Origin of the sequence: Microcystis sp. 49638_E5, from assembly GCF_021300285.1 — a bacterium.
Classification (GTDB): domain Bacteria; phylum Cyanobacteriota; class Cyanobacteriia; order Cyanobacteriales; family Microcystaceae; genus Microcystis; species Microcystis aeruginosa_C.
This window is the reverse complement of record NZ_JAJTDH010000004.1, coordinates 28,783-50,057: the sequence shown is the minus strand read 5'-3', so window position 1 is coordinate 50,057 and position 21,275 is coordinate 28,783. Positions and strand designations below refer to the sequence as shown.

Annotated in this window: 16 protein-coding genes; 9 read left to right on the top strand and 7 right to left on the bottom strand. The window is 42.8% G+C overall.

Features of this window, described 5'->3' with window-relative positions:
- Positions 1-219 precede the first annotated feature (219 nt).
- Complete coding sequence (cysS, locus tag LW728_RS01485) at positions 220-1,662, top strand: cysteine--tRNA ligase (protein WP_287764844.1); 1,443 nt, start codon at positions 220-222, stop codon at positions 1,660-1,662.
- On the opposite strand, the gene LW728_RS01480 is transcribed toward cysS, so the two are convergent.
- The gene (locus tag LW728_RS01480; RefSeq protein WP_287664925.1) at positions 1,645-3,174 is read right to left on the bottom strand and encodes a glycine betaine ABC transporter substrate-binding protein; all 1,530 of its coding nucleotides are present in this window, start codon (positions 3,172-3,174) and stop codon (positions 1,645-1,647) included. The genes cysS and LW728_RS01480 overlap by 18 nt on opposite strands.
- 118 nt (positions 3,175-3,292) lie before the next feature.
- Here LW728_RS01480 and LW728_RS01475 point away from each other — a divergent pair, with 118 nt between their 5' ends.
- From LW728_RS01475 to LW728_RS23075, 3 genes are read left to right on the top strand one after another with little or no spacing between them, the layout of a single operon-like run.
- Positions 3,293-4,297, top strand: a complete 1,005-nt coding sequence (locus LW728_RS01475; RefSeq protein WP_287764842.1) for a CHAD domain-containing protein — start codon at positions 3,293-3,295, stop codon at positions 4,295-4,297.
- 12 nt (positions 4,298-4,309) lie between these two features.
- Positions 4,310-5,743: a bifunctional orotidine-5'-phosphate decarboxylase/orotate phosphoribosyltransferase gene (locus LW728_RS01470; protein ID WP_287764840.1), complete on the top strand. Its 1,434-nt coding sequence runs from the start codon at positions 4,310-4,312 to the stop codon at positions 5,741-5,743.
- Positions 5,744-5,783: 40 nt separating this feature from the next.
- The gene (locus LW728_RS23075) at positions 5,784-5,966 is read left to right on the top strand and encodes a hypothetical protein (RefSeq protein WP_170915505.1); all 183 of its coding nucleotides are present in this window, start codon (positions 5,784-5,786) and stop codon (positions 5,964-5,966) included.
- A gap of 77 nt (positions 5,967-6,043) precedes the next feature.
- On the opposite strand, the gene LW728_RS01465 is transcribed toward LW728_RS23075, so the two are convergent.
- The 5 genes from LW728_RS01465 to carA all read right to left on the bottom strand — a co-directional run bounded on the left by LW728_RS01465 (position 6,044) and on the right by carA (position 9,356).
- Entirely contained in the window at positions 6,044-6,340 is a 297-nt protein-coding gene (locus LW728_RS01465; protein ID WP_002768846.1) for a DUF1816 domain-containing protein, read from the bottom strand.
- Between the two features lie 112 nt (positions 6,341-6,452).
- Complete coding sequence (rlmB, locus tag LW728_RS01460; protein WP_287664928.1) at positions 6,453-7,319, bottom strand: 23S rRNA (guanosine(2251)-2'-O)-methyltransferase RlmB; 867 nt, start codon at positions 7,317-7,319, stop codon at positions 6,453-6,455.
- 43 nt (positions 7,320-7,362) lie between these two features.
- Positions 7,363-7,779, bottom strand: coding sequence for a Mini-ribonuclease 3 (locus LW728_RS01455; RefSeq protein ID WP_004268539.1), 417 nt, complete (start codon positions 7,777-7,779; stop codon positions 7,363-7,365).
- A 3-nt stretch (positions 7,780-7,782) separates the two neighbouring features.
- The gene (locus LW728_RS01450) at positions 7,783-8,133 is read right to left on the bottom strand and encodes an STAS domain-containing protein (RefSeq protein WP_045360375.1); all 351 of its coding nucleotides are present in this window, start codon (positions 8,131-8,133) and stop codon (positions 7,783-7,785) included.
- A gap of 74 nt (positions 8,134-8,207) precedes the next feature.
- Complete coding sequence (gene carA, locus LW728_RS01445) at positions 8,208-9,356, bottom strand: glutamine-hydrolyzing carbamoyl-phosphate synthase small subunit (RefSeq protein ID WP_287664929.1); 1,149 nt, start codon at positions 9,354-9,356, stop codon at positions 8,208-8,210.
- Positions 9,357-9,553: 197 nt separating this feature from the next.
- Here carA and LW728_RS01440 point away from each other — a divergent pair, with 197 nt between their 5' ends.
- Together LW728_RS01440 and LW728_RS01435 are read left to right on the top strand one after the other, a co-directional pair.
- The gene (locus tag LW728_RS01440; protein WP_287664932.1) at positions 9,554-10,447 is read left to right on the top strand and encodes a helix-turn-helix domain-containing protein; all 894 of its coding nucleotides are present in this window, start codon (positions 9,554-9,556) and stop codon (positions 10,445-10,447) included.
- Positions 10,448-10,703: 256 nt separating this feature from the next.
- A complete protein-coding gene (locus tag LW728_RS01435; RefSeq protein ID WP_287764838.1) occupies positions 10,704-13,421 on the top strand; it encodes an AAA-like domain-containing protein in 2,718 nt (905 codons plus the stop codon).
- Here LW728_RS01435 and LW728_RS01430 read toward each other — a convergent pair.
- Complete coding sequence (locus LW728_RS01430) at positions 13,418-14,860, bottom strand: AAA-like domain-containing protein (protein ID WP_287764835.1); 1,443 nt, start codon at positions 14,858-14,860, stop codon at positions 13,418-13,420. The two genes, LW728_RS01435 and LW728_RS01430, sit on opposite strands and share 4 nt — an antisense overlap.
- Before the next feature lie 728 nt (positions 14,861-15,588).
- On the opposite strand from LW728_RS01430, the gene LW728_RS01425 reads away from it, so the two are divergent.
- The 3 genes from LW728_RS01425 to LW728_RS01415 all read left to right on the top strand — a co-directional run bounded on the left by LW728_RS01425 (position 15,589) and on the right by LW728_RS01415 (position 21,100).
- Positions 15,589-16,518 (top strand): VOC family protein, encoded by a 930-nt coding sequence (locus LW728_RS01425; protein ID WP_149107576.1) that lies wholly within the window; start codon positions 15,589-15,591, stop codon positions 16,516-16,518.
- Positions 16,519-16,552: 34 nt separating this feature from the next.
- Positions 16,553-17,212 carry a nitroreductase family protein gene (locus tag LW728_RS01420; RefSeq protein ID WP_002741314.1) on the top strand — a complete coding sequence of 220 codons (660 nt, stop codon included), beginning with the start codon at positions 16,553-16,555 and terminating at the stop codon, positions 17,210-17,212.
- Positions 17,213-17,305: 93 nt separating this feature from the next.
- Complete coding sequence (locus tag LW728_RS01415) at positions 17,306-21,100, top strand: AMP-binding protein (protein ID WP_287664941.1); 3,795 nt, start codon at positions 17,306-17,308, stop codon at positions 21,098-21,100.
- The last annotated feature ends 175 nt before the right edge of the window (positions 21,101-21,275 follow it).

The window sequence follows — 21,275 nt, the reverse complement described above, 5'->3', positions numbered from 1 at the left end:
ATAGTTGTCATCAAAACAGTCCTATCTCCTCAAATCTTACCGTCAGATTTTTACTAAAACCCGAAAAACCCCTTGACAAGAAAAACAAAATATAGTAGAGAAATCAGGGAAAGTGGTTAGCGGTCACTGATAACTGATAACTGATAACTGATAACTGATCACTGATAACTGCTATAAAATTGGACTAGCCTTTTTCCCCAGAAAAAAATTTCCCCATCCATGACCTTAATCCTCTACAACACCCTCAGTCGTCGCGAAGAACCCTTTACTCCCCTCATCCCCGGCATTGTCTCCATGTATTGCTGCGGCATTACCGTCTATGATTATTGCCATTTGGGTCATGCGCGTACCTGTGTGGTTTGGGATGTGGTGCGGCGTTATTTAGAGTATCTCGGCTATAAAGTGCGCTATATTCAGAATTTCACTGATATTGACGATAAAATTCTCAATCGGGCTAAAAATGAACATACCACCATGGCAGCCGTAGCCGAGAAATTTATCCAGGCCTACTTTGAGGATATGGAAAAATTAGGAGTCAGACCGGCGGACGCTTATCCCCGGGCCACTCATACCCTCGACGGCATCAAGCGCCTAGTCTATGAATTAGAACAAAAAGGCTATGCTTACCCCAGCGATGGCGATGTGTACTATTCCGTCCGTCGTTTTTCTGATTATGGCAAACTATCAGGGCGAAAACTGGATGATTTGCAAGCCGGGGCCAGCGGCCGGGTAGAAACCGACGACCCGGAAGCAATTAAAAAACAAGACCCCTTTGATTTTGCCCTCTGGAAGGGGGCAAAACCGGGGGAACCTAGTTGGGATTCTCCCTGGGGCCAAGGTCGTCCAGGGTGGCATATTGAATGTTCGGCCATGGTCAAAGAACAATTGGGAGAAACTATCGACATTCATGTGGGGGGAAGTGATCTAATTTTTCCCCACCACGAAAACGAAATTGCCCAAAGTGAAGCGGCTACGGGTAAACCTCTGGCCCACTATTGGTTACATAATGGCATGGTTAAGGTGGCAGGGGAAAAAATGTCAAAATCCCTCGGTAATTTCATCACTATTCGCGAGTTATTGGCAAAATATGACCCCTTAGCCGTGAGATTATTAATTTTAGGCGCCCAATACCGCAAACCGATTGATTTTTCCGATGAGGGATTGCAGGCGGCCACTAATGGCTGGCATACTTTACAAGAGGGTTTATCCTTTGGTTATAAGCATCTTCCGCCAGATAATCCCGGAATTACTGACCAAGAGCTAGAAAATCGCTTTCAAGAGGCGGTAAATCACGATTTTAACTTTGCCGGTGGTTTAGCGGTGTTATTTGAAATCGCTAAGGAATTACGCAAGGAGGGTAATAATTTAACCCATGCGGGTAAGACAGACAGCAATCTGGCCCAATTAGCGGTAAAATGGCATACTTTGGTGAAATTGTCTAGGGTTTTGGGCTTAGAAATTGCCGCCGACCAGGGAGAAACCCCTGTTTCTGAGGGAATTAGTGCAGCGGATATCGAAAATCTGATCCAACAACGGACAGAGGCGAAAAAAGCGAAAAATTACGCCGAAAGCGATCGTATTCGCGCAGAATTAAAAGCCCAAGGCATTACTTTAATCGACCAACCCGGGGGAGTAACTAAATGGTTAAGAGAGGGAGACTAGAAATTCTTTAACCACTTCCTCCACTTTGCGATCGCGGCCATCCACCTGATAGTTTAATTTCTGCATGGCTGTGGAGGTAATTTTGCCGGTGAGTTTGGCTAAAACCTGTCGCAATTGGGGATATTTTTGCAAACTATCCAGGTTAAAAATCGGTACCGCTTCGTAGGGAGGAAAATAGCGTTGATCATCTTCTAGGATGACTAAATCTAGCACGGGAATTAAGCCATCGGTGGAATTTCCCGCCACTAAATCCACTTGTTTTTCGGCTAAAGCGCGGTACATTAACCCTAAATCCATCACTTTCGGGGGTCCGGCAAAAGTTAGACCATAGGTCTTGGCTAATCCCTTATAACCGTCTTCCCTTTCCAAGAATTCATAACCAAAACCCGCTTGCCAATTGGGGGTATATTTCGCCGCTTGCGAGAGAGTTTTAAGATTGTATTGACTGGCGGTTTCTCCCCGGATAACAATGGCGAAAGTATTCTCGAATCCTAAACTGGGAAAGACTTCTAGATTAAATTTTTCCGGATAAATCTCTTGCAGCTTTTGAGAGACTAATCGGGCATCGTTCAGGGGTTTTTCTCGCAAAATTCCCGTGAAAGCCGTGCCGGAATACTCCACATAACCGTCGATTTTACCCGCTTTCACCGCTTCATGACAGATCAGAGTACCACCGAGATTAAATTGACGTTCAACCCGTAAATTCGTCTCTTTTTCGATCTCCTGTGCCAAAATTTCCCCTAAAATCACCTGTTCGGTAAAATTTTTGGAACCGATCACCACGGTGCCGGGGGATGAATGGAAAATTTGAGTCAAGAGGAAAGATAGCAGGGCTAACCCGATTAAACCTAAGCCCCATTGCCATTTAGAGGGCTTTTTCGGGCGTTGCGAAGGGGAAAAGGTCTTTTCTAGCCGACCGAGACTCCAATCGGCAACAAGGGCTAAAAAAGCGGCAGGAATTGCCCCCGCCAAAATTAACTGATTGTTGACCGTGGCAATACCGCGAAAAATAAACACTCCCAAACCACCGCCACCGATGGCAGCTGCGATCGTAGCCACACCGATAGCAATCACCGTGGCAATTCTCACTCCTGCCAAAATTGTCGCCCTGGCTAGGGGTAATTCGATATAGCGCAGGATTTGACCGTCGGTCATGCCTAGGGATAACCCGGCTAATTTTAATTCGGGATCAACTTTTTTGATGCCCAGATAGGTATTTAAAACAATTGGCAGTAAGGTATAGAGAGTTAGGGCAACAATAGCGGGAATTTTGCCGATTCCTCCCAAAAAAGGCACGGAAATTAAAAAACCAAATAGGGCTAAACTGGGGATAGTCTGTAGGGTGTTAACGATCGCTATAATTGGTTGAGCGAGAATAGCTTGACGACTAATCAAAATACCTAGAGGAATCCCGATTAAGCTACCCATAGCCATGGCTATTCCCGTCAAGAAAAGATGCTCTCCAGTGCGAAAAGCGATTTCCCCCGCATAATCTAGCCAAAAACTATCCATAAACTTCTCTTAAAGCTGCTGCTTCATCCTATTGTGTAGAATAAATGGGACCTATTAGTTCCAGTCTTTATTTAAAGATTCTATCATCATCTTGACATTATTTCCTCCCTAAAGACAAATGACTAACAAATTTAATCCTCGGGCTAAAACTGTGGCCGATTGGGCCTATATCGGTATTGATAAACATTTTCATAAAGTTCTTAAACATGAAGCTGGAGTTTTACTCGATCAGGATACGGAAGAATTACATCAAATTCGTGTGGGAATGCGTCGTCTTCGCAGTACCTTAACCGGTTTTGCCCCCGCTTTAACCATGCCGAAATATGCCGATCAAAAACGGGTGGGTAATCTGGGCATAATTTTAGGAGAATTGCGTGATTTAGATGTGTTAAAAGAGGCTTTTGTCGGTCATTATCAGCCAATTTTACCACCGAAAGAACAGGAATTACTGAAGAAAGTTTTACAAGTTCTCGAAAGCCGAAGAAAGAAGGCTTTTGCTAAGGTAGAAAAGCTGTTAAAGTCCGACAAATTTCTCAATTTTAAGGCAGATTTTGCCAGTTGGTTGGATAATCCCACCTATCAACCGATAGGAAAATTAGATATTGCCACGGTTTTACCAGACTTATTATTACCGCAAGCGAGTCGCTTTTTACTCCATGAAGCTTGGTTAGTTGGGGTAAATTTAGAGGAAAATCAAAAAGTAAGAGAGTTTTCTAGTCAAGAAATTGATGACTTATTGGAAAAGGAAGGATTATTACTGCACGATCTCCGTAAAGAAGCCAAGCGTTCTCGCTATAATATGGAGTTATTTACTCAGTTTTATGGCGACAAATATCAAGAGTACCTAGAAGATATTAAAAACCTTCAAGGTATTCTCGGAGAAATGCAGGATTGTTGTGTTCTCTCGGATTTTCTTAGCCAAATTTTCCCCAATTGTCTCGCCAAGGAAATGCCCACATTACTCGAAATTTTCCAAAATATCCGTCACCAAAAATGGCAAGAATGGCAACCACTACAAAAGAAATTCCTTGACGCTGACACCAGAAAAAGTCTGCACGAGACAATTTTACAGCCTATTTTTCGACCAAATAGTGTAGAATTAGGAACTAATCCAGAATCCTGAGATTAGGAACCGATGAATTTTTTTCAAAAGTTAAACCACGCCATTAGTCAAAACCAGACTCTACTTGTCCTCGGTTTAGATGCTAACCCCGAAATGATGCCCCCCACCCCGGGAGAATTAATCGTTAATTTAGAACAGTGGCTCAAGTTTATTATCGATGAAACTGCCCCTTTTGTCTGTGCCTACAAACCAACTTTAGGCTTTTATCAAGCTTTGGGAGCGGCAGGGTTAGAATTATTACAGCGAGTTTTAACGGCAATTCCCCCTCATATCCCGGTCATTTTGGATGCTAAACACGGCGATATTAATACTAGCAGTATTTTAGCTGAGACTATCTTTAAAACTTGGCAGGTGGACGCGGTTACTCTCAATCCCTACTCCGGACAGGATCACGTTGCTCCTTTTTTAGTTTACCCCGAGCATGGCGCTTTTATCCTCTGTCATACTTCCAATCAAGGCGCGATTAATCTGCAAGAATTCCCCAGTCGCGACAATCCTTTTTATCTGCAAGTCGTCAAAGAAGCTTGCACCTGGGGAACTCCCGAACAAGTATTTTTAGAAGTGGGAACCACTCAACCGGAGATTTTGAAAAAGATTCGCAATTTTGCCCCCGAAAGATTGATTTTATTACGCAGTATTTGGGAAGACAAAAGTAAATTCTCCGAGTTAATTACTGTGGGTTTAAATAGTCATGGCGAGGGTTTATTAATTCCTATACCCCAAGACTTTTTATCTCAACCCGATTTGGGGGCAAAAGTCAAGGATTTACGCGAGGAAGTCAACAAAATTCAACAAAATCACCAGCAAGAATCAAGCGGAGATGAGACTTGGACTGCTAACGTTTGTCTTTTAAAACAACATCCTCATCAGGATTTAATTCTACAATTATTTGATATTGGTTGCTTGATGTTTGGCGATTATGTACAAGCATCGGGAGAAACTTTTTCCTATTATATTGATCTCAGAAAAATTATCTCTAATCCTAATATTTTTCAGCAGGTAATTGAAGCCTATGGAGAAATATTAAAAACCTTGACATTTGACCGCATTGCTGGTATTCCCTACGGCTCTTTACCTACAGCTACGGGTTTATCTTTATTATTAAATCATCCGATGATTTTCCCCCGCAAAGAAGTAAAAGCTCACGGCACAAGAAGAGTAATTGAAGGTAATTTTCAAGTGGGGGAAACTGTGGTAGTGGTGGACGATATTTTAATTTCTGGCAAAAGTGCGATCGAAGGGGCAGAAAAAATTAAATCGGCGGGATTATTAGTTAATGATATCGTGGTTTTTATCGACCATGGTGGCCCCGTTAAAGATAAACTTCGTAGCCATGGTTATCAACCTTATTCGGTTTTAACCCTAGCAGAAATTACCGATACTCTCTACGAAGCGGGAAGACTGACAGAAGCAGAATATAGCTGTTTTTTAAATCGCTCCCATTGATATTTAGGGTTTGCGGCAAAAAGTTTTTCTTGGGGGCAGGGTGTGGGGTGTGGGGTGTGGGGTGTGGGGTTTTATCGATTTTCAGCTGGTCAACTACCTAATTTTCAGGGAAAAAGTACCTGAATTTTCCCCCCGATCCCCGCAATGGCTGGCACTTTTTGAGGGGAAAAAAGTCCAAAAGTCTTATCCAACAAGGTTTTTAGATTTATTCAGCAGACCCTAAGTAGCAGCCTTATGCTGTCTTTTCACTGTTTACTGATTACTGATTACTGATTACTGATTACTGATCCCTGAAAATTGTTAAGAAACTTGACTGCGTAAGACCTTTAGGGTATTCAGGAGCTTGCTTTCTTCTTTTTCCTCAAAAATAGTTAAATCTTTCGGTTTACAACGTTTTATATGCAATTTAATCCCCTGCGCTCCTTCCGTTTTCAAATCTTCTTCGTAACCGGCTTGAGCGACCTCAGCCTCGTCTTTAGCGAGAAAAGGACCGAAATAATAAGTACATCTGGGATAGTCGGTTTTAATCTCGACCCAGTAGGCTAATCCGAACCTTTCGAGTAAGCTAATCAAAAATTCTTTCATTTCGTTCCCCATCTAAATCTACTCTGGTGGTTTTGTTACGTTTGTTTACATTTCGCAAACTTCCTTCCTATTCTATTTATACTTTCTCCTTTTGGCTATTGGGAGTGTCGAAAAATACAGATTTTCAATCGGGGGAATTTTGCCAGCGTTGCCGGTAAACCTCGTAAAGAGCCATAGCCGCCGCCACCGAAGCATTGAGACTGGGGGTTTTGCCTGCCAAGGGGATAGATACCAACTCATCGCAGGACTTTTGGGTCAACAGACTCAAACCCTCTCCCTCCGAACCTAGCACCAATCCTATCGCACCCGTTAAATTGATTGTGTGTAAGGATTTACTGGTTTTTGCCGCCGTGCCGTAGAGCCAAAAACCCGCCGCTTTTAATTCTTCTAAAGCACGATTGAGATTGACCACCCTGGCCACAGGTAAATATTCCAAGGCCCCCGCCGCCACTTTCATCACCGTCGATGTCACCCCAGCGGCGCGACGTTGGGGAATAACTACCCCCTGACAACCCATGGCTTCGGCGGTGCGAATAATTGCCCCAAGGTTATGGGGATCCGTAATACCTTCAGCGATGACGATGACGGGGTGGCGACTTTTGCCCTTAGCTTTCTCGATCAGATCGGCTAATTCGATATAATCATAGGGAGACATCTGGGCGGCGATCCCCTGATGATTGGCCTTACTGGTAATCTGATCGAGACGCAGATCGTCCACCTCATCAATTACCGTGCCGTTGGCTTTGGCCTTTTCCAAAAGGGTATGATAACGGGGATCGTAACGAAGTCGATTGACCACCCAAATCCGATTCAGTTGGCGCTCCTCTTCCATGGCTGTTAAAACCACCCGGCGACCGTAGAGCAGATCATCAGCTTCTTGGTTTTCTGGAGTTACTGCTGGGGATTTAGCCAGAATTGGCCCGGTTTTTGGCCGCGAGGGCCGGCGAGAATTACGATTATCGGACTTGTCACGAAATGGTCGATCGCTCATGGTTGCATGGATTAAGAGTAAAGTCGGGAATCGTCCCTGAGGGCTATAATTCTAGTTTTTCTAATAGTTGATGTAATCTTGAGGGGTCTTGTAGATAAAGATAGCCGAACAGGGTTTCTAAACTGCTGGCCTGCTGATAGACTTGGGCTGTCAGACGACGGCGTTTTCCCGTGACCGCATTGCGTCCCCGGCGCAGAATTTCTTTTTCTTGGTCCGTCAGATAGGGCTGCAGTTGTGCTAAATCTAAAGCCTGTTGTTCGGCCCTGACTTTGCCCACCACCTGAGCGTGATAGTCTCCCAGACGCTGGGGCGGCAGTAAATAATAGCTGCGGATATATAATTCATAAACAGCATCCCCCAGATAGGCCAGAGAAGCGGGCGATAATCGGTCAAGACCCTCTAGGATTGGTGAACCCTGGCCACTGACCTGTAAGCGAATTTTTTCGAGAGGAGATTCCACGATTTACGCTTTTTCTAGATATTCGATCGCCGCTTCCAGGGTGGGTTGCAGGGAAAAAAACTTTTCCAATCGCACCAGTTTTACGGTTTGAGTTACCCGGGGATTGGTAACAATTTGTAAACTGCCCCCTTCGGTTTTGGCCTTTTTCACCAATTTTACCAAAGCTCCTAAACCGGAGCTATCGATAAAATCAATCTGAGCGAGGCTAATAATCACATCCTTGGGACCTTCCTCCACATAGCCTTCGATCACCTTACAAAAAGTCGGTTCGGAAAAGGCATCTAAAAGACCCGTCAAACGGAAAATTTGGTACTTATCTCTGACCTCACGCGTGCCTCGCAAGCTGACGGTCAAGTTAATTGCTTCTGGAATAATCCCCTCCTAGCTCGAGAGCCGTAAAAATCAAAACCCTAGTATATCCTAAAAATTTACGACCGATCCTTTTTTGCTTGCCGCATTAAATCAACAAATTGGCCAAACAGATAATCGGCATCGTGGGGGCCAGGACTGGCCTCGGGGTGGTATTGTACCGAGAAAAAGGGCAGAGACTTGTGTTTTAACCCCGCTACGGTGCGATCGTTGAGGTTGAGATGGGTAATCTCCACTTGCGGATTTAAAGAGGCCTCCTGCACGGCAAAACCGTGATTCTGACTGGTAATTTCCACCTGTTGCTGCAGTCCACAGGGTTGATTTAACCCGCGATGGCCAAATTTCAGTTTAAAGGTTTCTGCTCCCAGGGATAGGCCTAAAATTTGATGACCCATACAGATGCCAAAAGTGGGTTTTTCTCCTTGTAAAAGTTGCTTGGCTAGGGCAATCCCTTCGGTGACAGCCGCCGGATCTCCCGGTCCGTTAGAAAAGAAAATACCATCGGGATTATAGGCGGCGATTTTTTCTGGGGGAGTGTCAGCGGGAACCACGATCACCCGACAACCGTAGCTGGCTAAACGCCGGAGAATATTGCGTTTGATGCCAAAATCGATCGCCACCACCGTTAACGGTTCTTGATCACTATCAATTGGCGCAAATTCCCAGGCGGACGGGGTGGGAGTCGTCCATTCGTACACTTCCTTGGTGGTTACTTCCTTAACTAGATTTAATCCCGCCATACTGGGGGCTGCCTGCACCAACCGCAGTAAATCGTGATAATCGAGTATTTCCGTGGAAATTGCCCCATTCATCGCCCCAACCGAGCGAATTTTGCGGGTCAGAGACCGGGTATCGATGCCATAGATGCCAATAACATGATGAGCGGCCAGATAATCCGGTAGGGATTGGCTAGAACGCCAATTACTGGGCCGGTGGCAGATATTTTTGGCGATCGCACCTTTCACCTGGGGACGAATTGACTCCTCATCCTCGGGGTTAACCCCCGTATTTCCCAATTCCGGATAGGTAAAAGTGACGATTTGACCGGCATAACTGGGATCGGTGAGGACTTCCTGATAACCGGTCATCCCCGTGTTAAAGACAACTTCGCCGACGGTGGTTCCCTTGGAGCCGAAGGAATAACCCTCGTAAACTGTACCATCAGCCAGAACTAATAAGGCTTTTTGACTAGCAGCACTTGATATCATCGTCAATTTTTTAATCTTGAGTAGTGGTGAGAAACAGAAGTCAAGGATAGACTAGAACAGGGACTAGAAAACGAATTGCTTAGTTTTAATTGGCTAGAGCGTTTTATGATTAAGAGTACATCCGCTCAAGGACAACAGCTTCCCCTGACTAGCCATCGGCAAGATCCTATCGCTTAAAAAATAACTATATAAGTAATATGAGTCCAAGAAAACTGACTGATGCCACGAAAAAAGAAATTCTTAAGCTTTATCGGGAAACGGAGGCCACCACTTCCACCTTAGCCGAGCGTTATGGCGTGAGTAGCTCTACGGTCAGTCGTTTTCTCAAAAATTCTTTTTCTAGCGAGGAATACGAGCAGTTAATCCAGAAAAAACGCTTGGCCCGCAATCCTCGCGGCCTCGAGGAGGAGGGAGCAGCAGCGGATTTATCGGAAGAAGCGATCGAGGTGATTGGTTTTTCGGCAGCCCACATCGCAGCTAAGGATGAGCAGGCTTTTCAGCAACCGATCGCCGCTGTGGAACAATTAACCCTGTTAATGGATACCTCTTACCCGCCAGAAGCAGATAATTCGGAAGAGACAGAAATTAATGGCGATAAACCCCTAGAAAACGCTAATTTAACCGAGTTTTTCGTCGAAGCTATCGAGGAAGAGGAGGAAGATGAGCTTGACGAGGATTGGGATGAAGAGGAGGATGAAGATGAGGAGGATGAAGATGAAGATGAGGAGGAAGAGGAACTAGCGGGGAGCTATTTAGGCCCCACTATCGTTAAAACAGCCCAATTACAGATATTACCCCTATCGGCGGCGGCTTTTCCCAAAACCTGTTACTTGGTGATTGATCGCGCTGCCGAATTAATCACCCGTCCCCTCAAGGATTTTGCCGAATTGGGTAAGGTTCCCCCTCAGGAAATCCAGCAGCGCACTCTCCCCATCTTTGAAAGTCATCGCATCGCTCGTCGTTTCTCCAAGCGCAAGGAAAAAGTGATTAAAGTTCCCGACGGTCGCCTGATCGAAAAAGCTCACGCTCAACTGGAAGCGAAAGGGATCACCCGTCTGCTCATGGATGGTCGTATCTACGCTTTAGAGTAGGGAATTAGGGGATAGGAGACTTTTCAGTCTCTTCCGAACCCGTTGCTGAGGGTGGGGACTCGCGCAGTTGAGAGAATTCAGCTTAGATGAGTTTACCCGAAGAAAATATGTCAATTTCATTCAGAGCAGAACTAGCTTACCAATAATCGGCTATGAGTGAGCGCGGTTTTTTCTGGATTTATCACCGGGGTTAGTGTAGTTCAAACTGGTATTACTTACCCAAGTTTTGGTTATCTGGTCAATAAAATACCGAAATATGCAAGAAAACGCAACCGCCGAGAATGTTTATAAGTTTTCTAGTACCTTATCTCCTTCCGATCCAAGCTATGTGGATAGAAGGGCTGATCTGGAACTGTACCAAGCTCTGATGAACAGTCAGTATTGTTATATTTTCAATTCTCGCAAAATGGGCAAGTCGAGTTTGACAGTACGCATCCAAACTCAAATTGAAGTACAAGGAGTAGCCTGTTCCCGTATAGACTTAAATGAATTGGGGACATCAGTAGATCAATCTAGCTGGTATCATTCCTTAATTATTGAAATTGCCGAACAATTAAAACTAAACATGACGGATTTAGAATCTTGGATTGCCAGTCAATCTGTTTCTAATGTTGGGTTACTTAGACAATTTATTAAAGAAATTTTATTAAGAAAAATTTCAACCAGTATTGTTATCTTTATTGATGAAATTGATGTGGTTAGAAAACTACCTTTTGCTACTGATGACTTTTTTGCTTACCTTAGGTCTTGTCATGAAAAGCGAGTTATTAATGCAGATTTTAATCGTATTTCATTTGTTTTAATTGGCACGGCTACCCCCAATCAATTAATTCAAGATAGTCAAAGAACTCCTTTCAATATTGGTAAAGCAATTGAATTAAATGGACTGTCGTTAGAAGATAACTGTCAACCCTTGATGCAGGGACTAGAAGGGTTGGGTGTTTCCCCTCAAGAAATTCTACAAGAAATTTTTAGCTGGACTAATGGTCAACCTTTTCTAACTCAAAAATTGTGTTATTTAATTGCCAAGTTTAAAGTTACAATACCTCGGTCTCTCTTATCAGCCTGGATGCGAGATTTTGTTTATAAACACATTATTGATAACTGGGAAAAAAAAGATGAACCTGCTTTTTTATCAAGTATAAGAGAGCGACTGATTTATCATCCTGATCAAGGATATTTACTAAGGGTTTATGCCAACCTTTTAAAAGGTAAATTGGTAAAAGCTAGTAACACACCAGAACATGATGAATTATTACTATCTGGATTAGTTATCGTCGATAATCAGGGCTATCTTAGAGTGGCTAATGCTATTTATCAGGCAATTTTTAATCAAAAATGGTTATATAATGTATTAGCAGCTAGTCGTCCTTATCAATTGGAAATTGCTAAGTGGGAAGACTCAAATTTTACCGATACAAATTGTTTACTGACAGGTAAAAAGTTAGAGGAATCTAAAAAATGGCAAGAAGATAAAGAATTAGATAGTATCGATTATCGTTTTTTAGCCGCATCTGAGAGCATTACTCGTCAAAAACAATCTCGTTTATTTATGTTGGCAGCGGGAATATTTACTAGCATTGTTACAGGTTTACTTGGGTTGGGATTCTACCAGTCATGGCTGTTACCTTACTTTTATAAAATTCCCTATACTAAGGAGCCTGAACTATTTAGCCAAGGCGAAAAAAAGCTACTTATTAAACAGGAAAATTTTTATAAAGATCGGGGTATTTTGGCTTTTAAAAATGCTAATTATTTGGAAGCTAAACAGTTATTCAAAAAAGCCTATCTCGCTCATCCTGAAGATGCAGAAAACTTGATTTATTATAATAATGTTATCGCTTATTTAAGTAATAATTATGTGACTTTGGCGGTGGTTATTCCCAGTGGCAAAAAAAATGAAATTTCCCAAGAAATCCTTAAAGGGATTGCTCAAGCACAATATTTATTTAATAGCCAATTACCGACAAGTGCGAATAATTTATTTTTAAATATCGTTATTGCCAATGATAATAATGATGAAAAAGTTGCTAAGATAGTCGCCAAGGAAATCGTTAAAGACCCCAAAGTTATTGGAGTAATTGGACATTATTCTAGTGAAGCCACCTTAGCAGCTTTACCTATCTATGAAAGAGCCAAAATTACTTTAATTTCTTCTACAAGTTCCTCGAATGTAATTGAGAGTGAATACTTTTTTAGAACCGTTATCACCAATGAAAAAATTGGTGAGACTTTAGCTAATTATGCCAGCCAACATGATCTAGATAAGGTAATTGTTTTTAATAATTCTAACCAGATTGATAGCCAAGAACTTACTCAAGAGTTTCATCAAGCTTTCCAAAAAAAAGGCGGTAAAATCACTAAAGTAATTGATTTATCATCTTCCCTAGATATTGACGCAGAAGTTTTAAAAGCATTTTCCCAAGATCAAGTTAGAGGAATTGTCTTATTTCCCAGTTTGGAATCAGCTTCTGTGGTAGTAGAATTATCCCATACTCTTGAACAGTTGAATACCAGCACCACTCCAGAACTGAAAAATAAGCTAGTTCTTTTAGGGAGTCATTCCATGTATGAACATGAAATGTTGGTTGATAGCGGTAAATTTATTGATAATTTAGTTTTGGCTGTGCCTTGGTTTTCCCATCTAATTAAGTCCCAAAATTTTGTCAGAGATGCTCAAGCTTTATGGAAAGAAGATATTAGTTGGCGAACCGCTACCAGTTATGATGCGGCCCAATCATTTATAGCTGCTATTAGAGCCTTGCAATCCCAGAATAAAATTTCTTCAGAGTTGATACAAGAATATTTAGAAAACCTCAATCTTTCGGCCAGTTTGACCTCAGGCAATTCTCTCAGGTTTGTAGATAATGAATCCGAATCTAATCGAGAACCAATTACTGTCAGGGTTAAGAGTAAGTTAGAAGCAAAACTTGAAAACTCAATTCAGTTTCAATTGGAATCTCAACGAGACTAATCAAGCAAGTCGTCAAAATATACTTGATACAAATTGCAACGCACCTCTAGGGTATCATAACTTTTGTGGATCAGTCCCAATCGTTCCAAAAATTGGACAGATTCTCCTTTCATTTGAGCCGGAGTCAGAGCTTTTTTCTGAAGAATTTGCCTAAAAATATTCCGTAGGTTAGCATTACTTTTCAGATATCTCATCAGTAGGAAAAAATGACTTTGAAATGGCTCTCGTCCCTGCAAGGCATCATCTAGAACCTTTTCTAGAGAATTCCCTTCTTGCAATTTTACCAAGATTAACTTAATTAAATAAGGATTACCTCCCACTAAGTTCATGACCTTATGAACATCTGATAACGTCCAATTAATGCCATTAACTTGAGCGAAAGTGAGAACTTGTTCCGCATTAAAATCCGATAAACTAGCCACATAACCTACACCAATTAAGGGAGAGGCATAAAAATCGTAGTTGCTATAAAATTCCGTTGAATGAATAATAATTAAGCGTAGTTTCCGCCAAGGTTGGGAACGTCTTTCATGCCAACTTCTGAGAATACCACAAATTTCATTACCGATTGTTTCAGTTTCCAAAATTGTATCAAATTTTTCAAAGACAAAAACCAGAGGATTAGCGCTGGGTTGGAGAACATATTCCTCTAAATATCGTCGAGTTTTGTGGGCAGGAGTTCCGGGACGAGACCAAAATTTATCGAGAAGAGATTCGTTAATCTTTAATTCTTGGGTAATGGTACGACAAATCGACAGCAGCAAGTCTTCACAACTAAGGGCAATAGTGGCTTTTTCCTCCTCACAATCAATGATAACTGGTTGATAATTATCTTGTTTGAGATGATGGACTAACCAATTAACTAAACGGGTTTTGCCACTATTATGAGGTGCGCGAATTCTTAGCAACGATTGTTCTTGCTGAAGAACTTTGAGACAATTTTCCTCCAGAGGTGGACGTTTTACATAATCCTTAATATAGGTCTGATAATCCTGTTGTTTTTCCTCATCTAAAGAGGAGAAAATAGCAGCAATTGCGGGAGATTGATGTTTACTTTTGTTTGCCCACTCTTGATCAAAGCACCTTAGGTTAGTTAAAATATCATGACCCCGTTGCCAAAAAGTAATTTGAAAAGTACGAATTTTTCCTTGATTATTGATACGATGATCTTCCAAAATACCTAAAAACTTTTCGTTAAGATATTCCGTCAAAGCATCACGAATTTGCCATAACTCCAGCCTTTGACCACATTTTTCAGTCAGCATTTTTAAAGCATTAAGTTCGGCTTGAATTTTCAATTTTTTCTCATTAATCCAGCTAAATTTAATAGCCAGATTTTCACAATTATCTACCTCGTAGTTAGCAAACTTTAACAGAGCATTAAGCAGATATTTGGTTCTTTGTCTGGGAATATCCCCATAGGTAACTTTTCTAGACATTATCTCAAGTTTAGTAATTAAGGACTTTGCTGATAATTGAGAAATTTAAGTAATAATTTGGTTACGGATTAAACTTAAAACAGTGACTTTCCTATCCTCCTTTTTGAGTGCAAGCTTCGCTCCCCTGTTTAACGGCGTGCGCTAAATCCAACCGTTCGAGAAAAATTTGACCTGTCAGTTCGCGAGTTTTCAATTGATGCCATTCAGGTGCAACAAGATTGATTTCAGAGGGGTATTTGGGCAGTGGAAACAGAAATAATCCTTGCCGCTGCTACTGATCCCAATATTCTCTGACTTGCTTACTCGAACGATAGCGGATTTTTCTAGAGGGTACCTCAAAAAATAGATTTACTTCAGCATTGCACCGCCTGAAACCCTGATGAAACCTTTGTTGATTCTCAATTAGTGTGAATATTTTCTCAATAAGTCCAATTTATCGAGGTACTCTAGACAACCTTGACCACATCTCTCAAAAAAATTTTCCGCAAAACCCCGAAGTTCCCCAAGGTTTTTCTCCACCCCCAAGTTACTCAAACTCCAGTCTGGGATAGCAATTGAGGGCAAGAAAAATTAGCCTTTGACTGTGGGTGTACTCACAGTGCAATAATCAACCACAACAAAGTTCAGATTTTCTTAATAGTCTTTTTCCCCTTGCTATGACAGCACTTTGACCGATATCTGTCTGGCTATTTTGTGCCGAATTAGACAACTCCACTGGATGACCGACTATGACTAAAATTGCTGATATTGCCTACGTTACCTATCAACATCCGGATTTAGACCTGTGCGAACGTTTTTTGAGGGATTTTGGACTGATTACCGCAGTTAAAACCGATACAGCCTTGTATATGCGAGCTAGAGGCAAAAAACAGTTTGTCTATGTCGTAGAATGGGGAAAAAAAGCTAAATTTGTCAGTTTTGCCCTAGAAGCGACATCAGAATCCGTCTTACATGAACTAGCCACTTTAGCCTCCGCTTCGACCGTGGAAACCCTGTTCACCCCCGGCGGTGGTCAGCGCATCAAAATTATTGACCCCAACGGTTTTAACCTAGAATTGGTCTATGGTATCGAGGAAGTGGAACCTTTGCCGATTCCTGAACCCTTGCAATGGAATCACGCTAGTCGGAAAACCCGTTTAGGTCGCACCCAAAGGCCGAAAAAAGAACCCGCACCTATTTTACGTTTAGGTCATCTAGCTATTGATGTCAAAGACTTTGAGGAAAGTTATCACTGGTATCAGCAGACTTTTGGCTTAAAAGCAACAGATTTAATTTATTACGGCCATCCCAGTTTACGAGTCGGGGGTTTTCTTCGTTGTCAACGGGGAGAGGAATGGGTTGATCATCACACCATCGCCATGTTGCAAGGTTCTCACCCCAAAGTCCATCATACTGCCTTCGAGGTGCAAGATTTTGACTCTATTAAAATCGGCCACGATTGGTTACGAGAAAAAGGATGGACTCCTGTGTGGGGTATTGGTCGCCATTTGTTGGGAAGTCAAGTGTTTGACTATTGGCAAGATCCTTTCGGTAGCCTCATTGAACATTTTACCGATGGGGACCTTTTTGAGCAAACCACCGAGCCAGAACTTCACGCGGGTGGGTTAGATATTCTCTATCAATGGGGACCGGCGATTCCCGAAAGTTTTTTAGGTTAAACCGTTGAAAACGTCTCATAAAAGGGTTTAGATGATGAATATTGCTGAAATATTTCAAAAAAGACGCTCTACTCGTAAATTTCGCACCGATGCCATTCCCGAAGAAATTTTAGCCGAAATTTTTCGTTTGGGATTCCAAGCTCCCTCTAGTTATAATTTGCAACCATGGCGATTTATAGTGGTTAGAGAACCAGAAAATAAGGCAAAATTGCGAGAATTCGGCTTTGAACAAGATAAATTAGTCGATGCACCCGTGGTTTTAATCTGTTGTGGCGATCGCCAAGTTAACCATCGTGGTTACATTAATCAAGTGATTGAGTTAGGAAAGCAAGAGGGGACGATTTCCGAAAAACGGGCCAAGTTCATGCACATGGCCATTCCGCCTTTTTTCCAATTTAAACCCTGTTATCAGTCTCCAGAAGCTTGGAGCAACCGACAAGTTATGATTGCGGTTACTTATCTCATGATAGCGGCGCAAAGCTTGGGGGTGGATAGTTGTCCCCTAGAAGGATTTGTGGCTAAACCCTTGCGCGAGTATTTCCAAATTCCCGATACGGTCGATGTCTGTTGTCTCTTAGCCTTGGGATACGCTGATGAACCCTTGAGCGAGTATGGGGGACGTTTTGGGACTCAGAAGCTCTGCTATGGCGAAATTTACGGAGAAACCTTTAATTTAAGCCCAAATCACCCCTAGAATTCTAGTCGCCCCCCGTCACCAGAAACTTTTCCCGGTGCGAGAGGATTAAATCTTTGTTTTCGATTCCATTGAATAATGGGGAGTAAAAAAATGACTCTTTGTTTAGATAATAAGCTTAATTTGTCAGAAATAAGCAGTTTAGTCGATATTATTCGTTATCGCGCCCAATACCAACCCCAAAAAACGGCTTATACCTTTTTAGTCGATGGCGAAACCGAAGAAAAACGCCTTACCTACGGGGAATTATTTCTGGAAGCGCAAGCGATTGCCAATAGTCTCCAATCCATCCTATTACCGGGGGAACGAGTTTTATTAGCATACCCTTCGGGATTAGAGTTTATTACTGGGTTTTTCGGCTGTTTATTAGCAGGAGTAGTGGCAATTCCAGTCAATTTGCCCAAGAAAAACCAAAAGATGGCTCGCTTAACTTCTATTATTAATAATTCGCAAGCAAGCTTACTTTTAAGCACACAATCGGAATTAGACCAATTAAAAAGGCAACTAGACAGAGATATTCCCTTTCTAGCTACGGATAGCTTAATCGGCAAAAGTTTAGCCGAAGACCACCCCACTCAGATAAAAGCAGAGACCTTAGCCTTTTTACAATACACCTCTGGTTCCACGGGGACTCCCAAAGGAGTGATGGTCAATCACGAGAATCTTTTGACCAACCTCCGAGATTTAGATTTAGGTTGGGAACACGATGAAAAGAGCGTTATGGTGACATGGTTGCCAACTTTTCATGATATGGGGCTGATTTATGGCATTTTACTGCCTTTTTATCGAGGATTTCCCTGTTATCTCATGTCCCCGGTTTCCTTTTTACAACGTCCTTTCGGTTGGTTAAATGCCATCAGCAAATACAGGGCCACCCACACTGCCGCCCCTAATTTTGCCTATAAACGTTGTCTTGACAAGATTAAAGAGGAGCAGCTGACGGATTTAGACTTAAGCAGCTGGAAAGTGGCTTTAAATGGGGCAGAAACGGTCAGAATGGAAATTTTAAGCGAATTTGCTCGTAAATTTGCCCCCTGTGGTTTTGAGTTTGCCGCCTTTTGTCCGGGTTATGGTTTAGCCGAGGCCACCTTAAAAGTTGCTGCTGTCAGGAAAAATCAAGTTCCTCAAATCTGCTGGGTTGAAAAAGCCGCTTTAAACCGTCATCAAATCGTTTTTACGGAAAAAAGCCCAAATTCTCAATCCTTAGTCAGTTGTGGACAAACAGAAATCGACACAGAAATTGCCATTGTTAATCCTGAAACCCGTCAACGCTGTCCCTCCCAGCAGGTGGGAGAAATTTGGGTGAAAGGCAAAACCGTTGCCCAGGGCTATTGGCAACATCCCGAAGCTACAGAAAAAACTTTTCAAGCAGTTATCGCCGATACCGGACAGGGTTTTTATTTGCGTACAGGGGATTTAGGTTTTATTCATCAGGGTCAACTATACATCACCGGACGCTTGAAAGACCTGATGATTATTCGCGGCGGTAACTACTATCCCCAGGATATCGAACAGACCGTAGAACAATGCTATCCCGACTTTTGCCCCAGTGGAACTGCCGCCTTTACCGTAGAAATCGAGGCAGAAGAAAAGTTAGTCCTGGTTCAAGAGGTAGAAAGAACGGCAATTCGCCGTTTTAACCAGCAAAAAGCCCTAGAAGCAGTTCGTCGAGCGGTTTTTCAAGAACACGAATTGCAAGTTTATGATATCGCTTTTATCAAACCCGCATCTCTGTCCAAAACTTCTAGCGGCAAAATTCAACGCCACGCTTGCCGTCAACAGTATTTAAACCAGCAACTTCCACTAATTTCATCCCCTATGCCGACGCTAACCCCCCCCCTCAGCAGTCACCAAGCTGCCCCCACAACCGCTAGTCAAGAAAAAACCGAGCAAATCTTGACTTGGTTGCGAGATTACGCCAAAACTCGCATTAATTCCCATCTGATTGATGACCGTCGTTGTGTGCCGCCCTATATTGTCATGGATTTTGGCAATCAAGGACTGATGGGAATGCAGATTCCTGAAGAATACGGGGGAATAGCCCTTAATAATCGCAATTTTTTGCAGGTGATGGAACAATTAGCCGCCATTGATTTAACCCTGGCGACGATGGTGAGTCTCAATAACAGCTTAGGTATCCGTCCGCTGCTCAACTACGGGACTATTTCCCTCAAGCAAGAGTTATTACCTCTTTTAGCGACAGGAAGACAATTATCCTCCTTTGGCATGACGGAACCGGAAGCAGGAGCGAATATCGGGGCAATTAGTACCGTTGCAGTGCCGGATGGCCGAGATAAATGGCGAATTCGCGGCCTTAAGCGTTGGAATGGTTCTGCTTGGGCCGGAATGATTAATGTTTTTGTCCGTTTGCTTGATTCGGAAGAACCGGGGAATAACGGTTTGACAGGTTTTCTTGTCCGTCAAGGTACCCCCGGTCTGCGTTTGGGACCTGAATCCCTAACTATGGGATTACGGGGAATTATGCAAAATGCCATCTATTTTGAGGATGTTTTAGTCACTAAAGAGCAATTGCTGGGAGAATTGGGCAATGGCACTGAACCCGCCGACGATGCTTTACTTTATGCCCGTTTAGGTATTGGCATGATGGGAGTTGGCGGCATGAAACGCTGTTTACAATTAATGTTACGTTATGCCAGCCGTCGTTCGATCGCTACCGGTAAATTGCTAGAAAGTCCGATTACTTTAGCCCGTTTTGATCATTTAACTGGGGCTACGGTGGCCTTGTCCAGTCTCTTAAAGTGTATCACCACCGCCTTAGACCAAAAAGTGGCCGTTCCCAGGGAAATGGCCGTTATTGCCAAGATTACGGGGGCTGATTACCTCTGGGAAGCGGCCGATAGTCTCGTTCAGATGCTGGGGGGTAGAGGTTACATGGAAACTAATCTTGCCCCGCAAATTCTCCGGGATGCCAGAGTTTTACGAATTGGCGAAGGTCCTAACGAAAGTTTGAAAATCTTTTTGGGCAAAAGTATCACCCATACGGACAAATTAGGCGAATTTCTGACAAAAGTTCTGGAAGCGCCCGAGATTGCCCTGCAACTCCACAGCACCGCCCAATCTATTAATCAGCGTTGTCTCCAGTCTAATCTCTGGGGTGATCGTTCTGCCGCCTTAGCTTGGGCCTATTCTTTAATCGGAGAATTGGGTTGTTACGCCGCTTTAGTAGCAACAACGGCGAAAATGGCCCAAATTCACCCCGGGGAAAAGTACAGTCATGCCCTAGCTTGGAGTCAATTGCAGTTTGATTTATGTGTGCAGAAAGCTCTCCGGGGAACACCCGAAGAAAACTTTGCTTCTTCGGTGGCGACTATCCGCGATCGTATCCTCGATTATACTCAATCTATTGATGATATTGAACAACGTCTAGACGGTTCCGATTATCAACTCGACGAGTTATTGACGTTGGAACCAGAAGCTAAACAGACTCATCCTCAAGCTGAAACTTCTCTGGTCGAAATTGCTAGTCAACCGACGCAGAACCGAGTAAATATACCCTCTAGTCCGAAAAAGTCCCTTCTTAGCCAACAAACTCCCGAAAAGGTGGAAATGTGGTTAGGTAATTGGTTACACCAGAAATTAAAGGTCAATCCAGCCACTATCCAAACCAGCCAGTCTTTTGCTGATTTTGGCTTAGATTCAATTTTTGCCGTGGAATTAGCCCAAGATCTTGCCGATTGGTCGGGAATCCCCGTCGAAGCCACCATTGTTTGGAATTATCCCACTATTGATAGTTTGGCAGAATATTTAGCTAACCAGATTAATCAAAGCAATACTGGGGCTGAATCGGCAAATACTCGAGAAAAAAGCGAAATTTTAGCAGTTTTACCCCAAATATCCGAAGAAGAAATCTCTGCTTTCTTTAGTTAATCGCTGGTGGGGATAGGATAGCTAATTTCCCTTGTCCTATCCCCCACCTCGGAGTCACGAGGACAATTGTGACTATGCAACTAAATTTTCCCATCCCGACAGTATCAAGGTTTTTCCCGCTTATCCGTGACTTTTTCCCAAGCATAACCTGAGATGAAAGTGACGTGACATAACA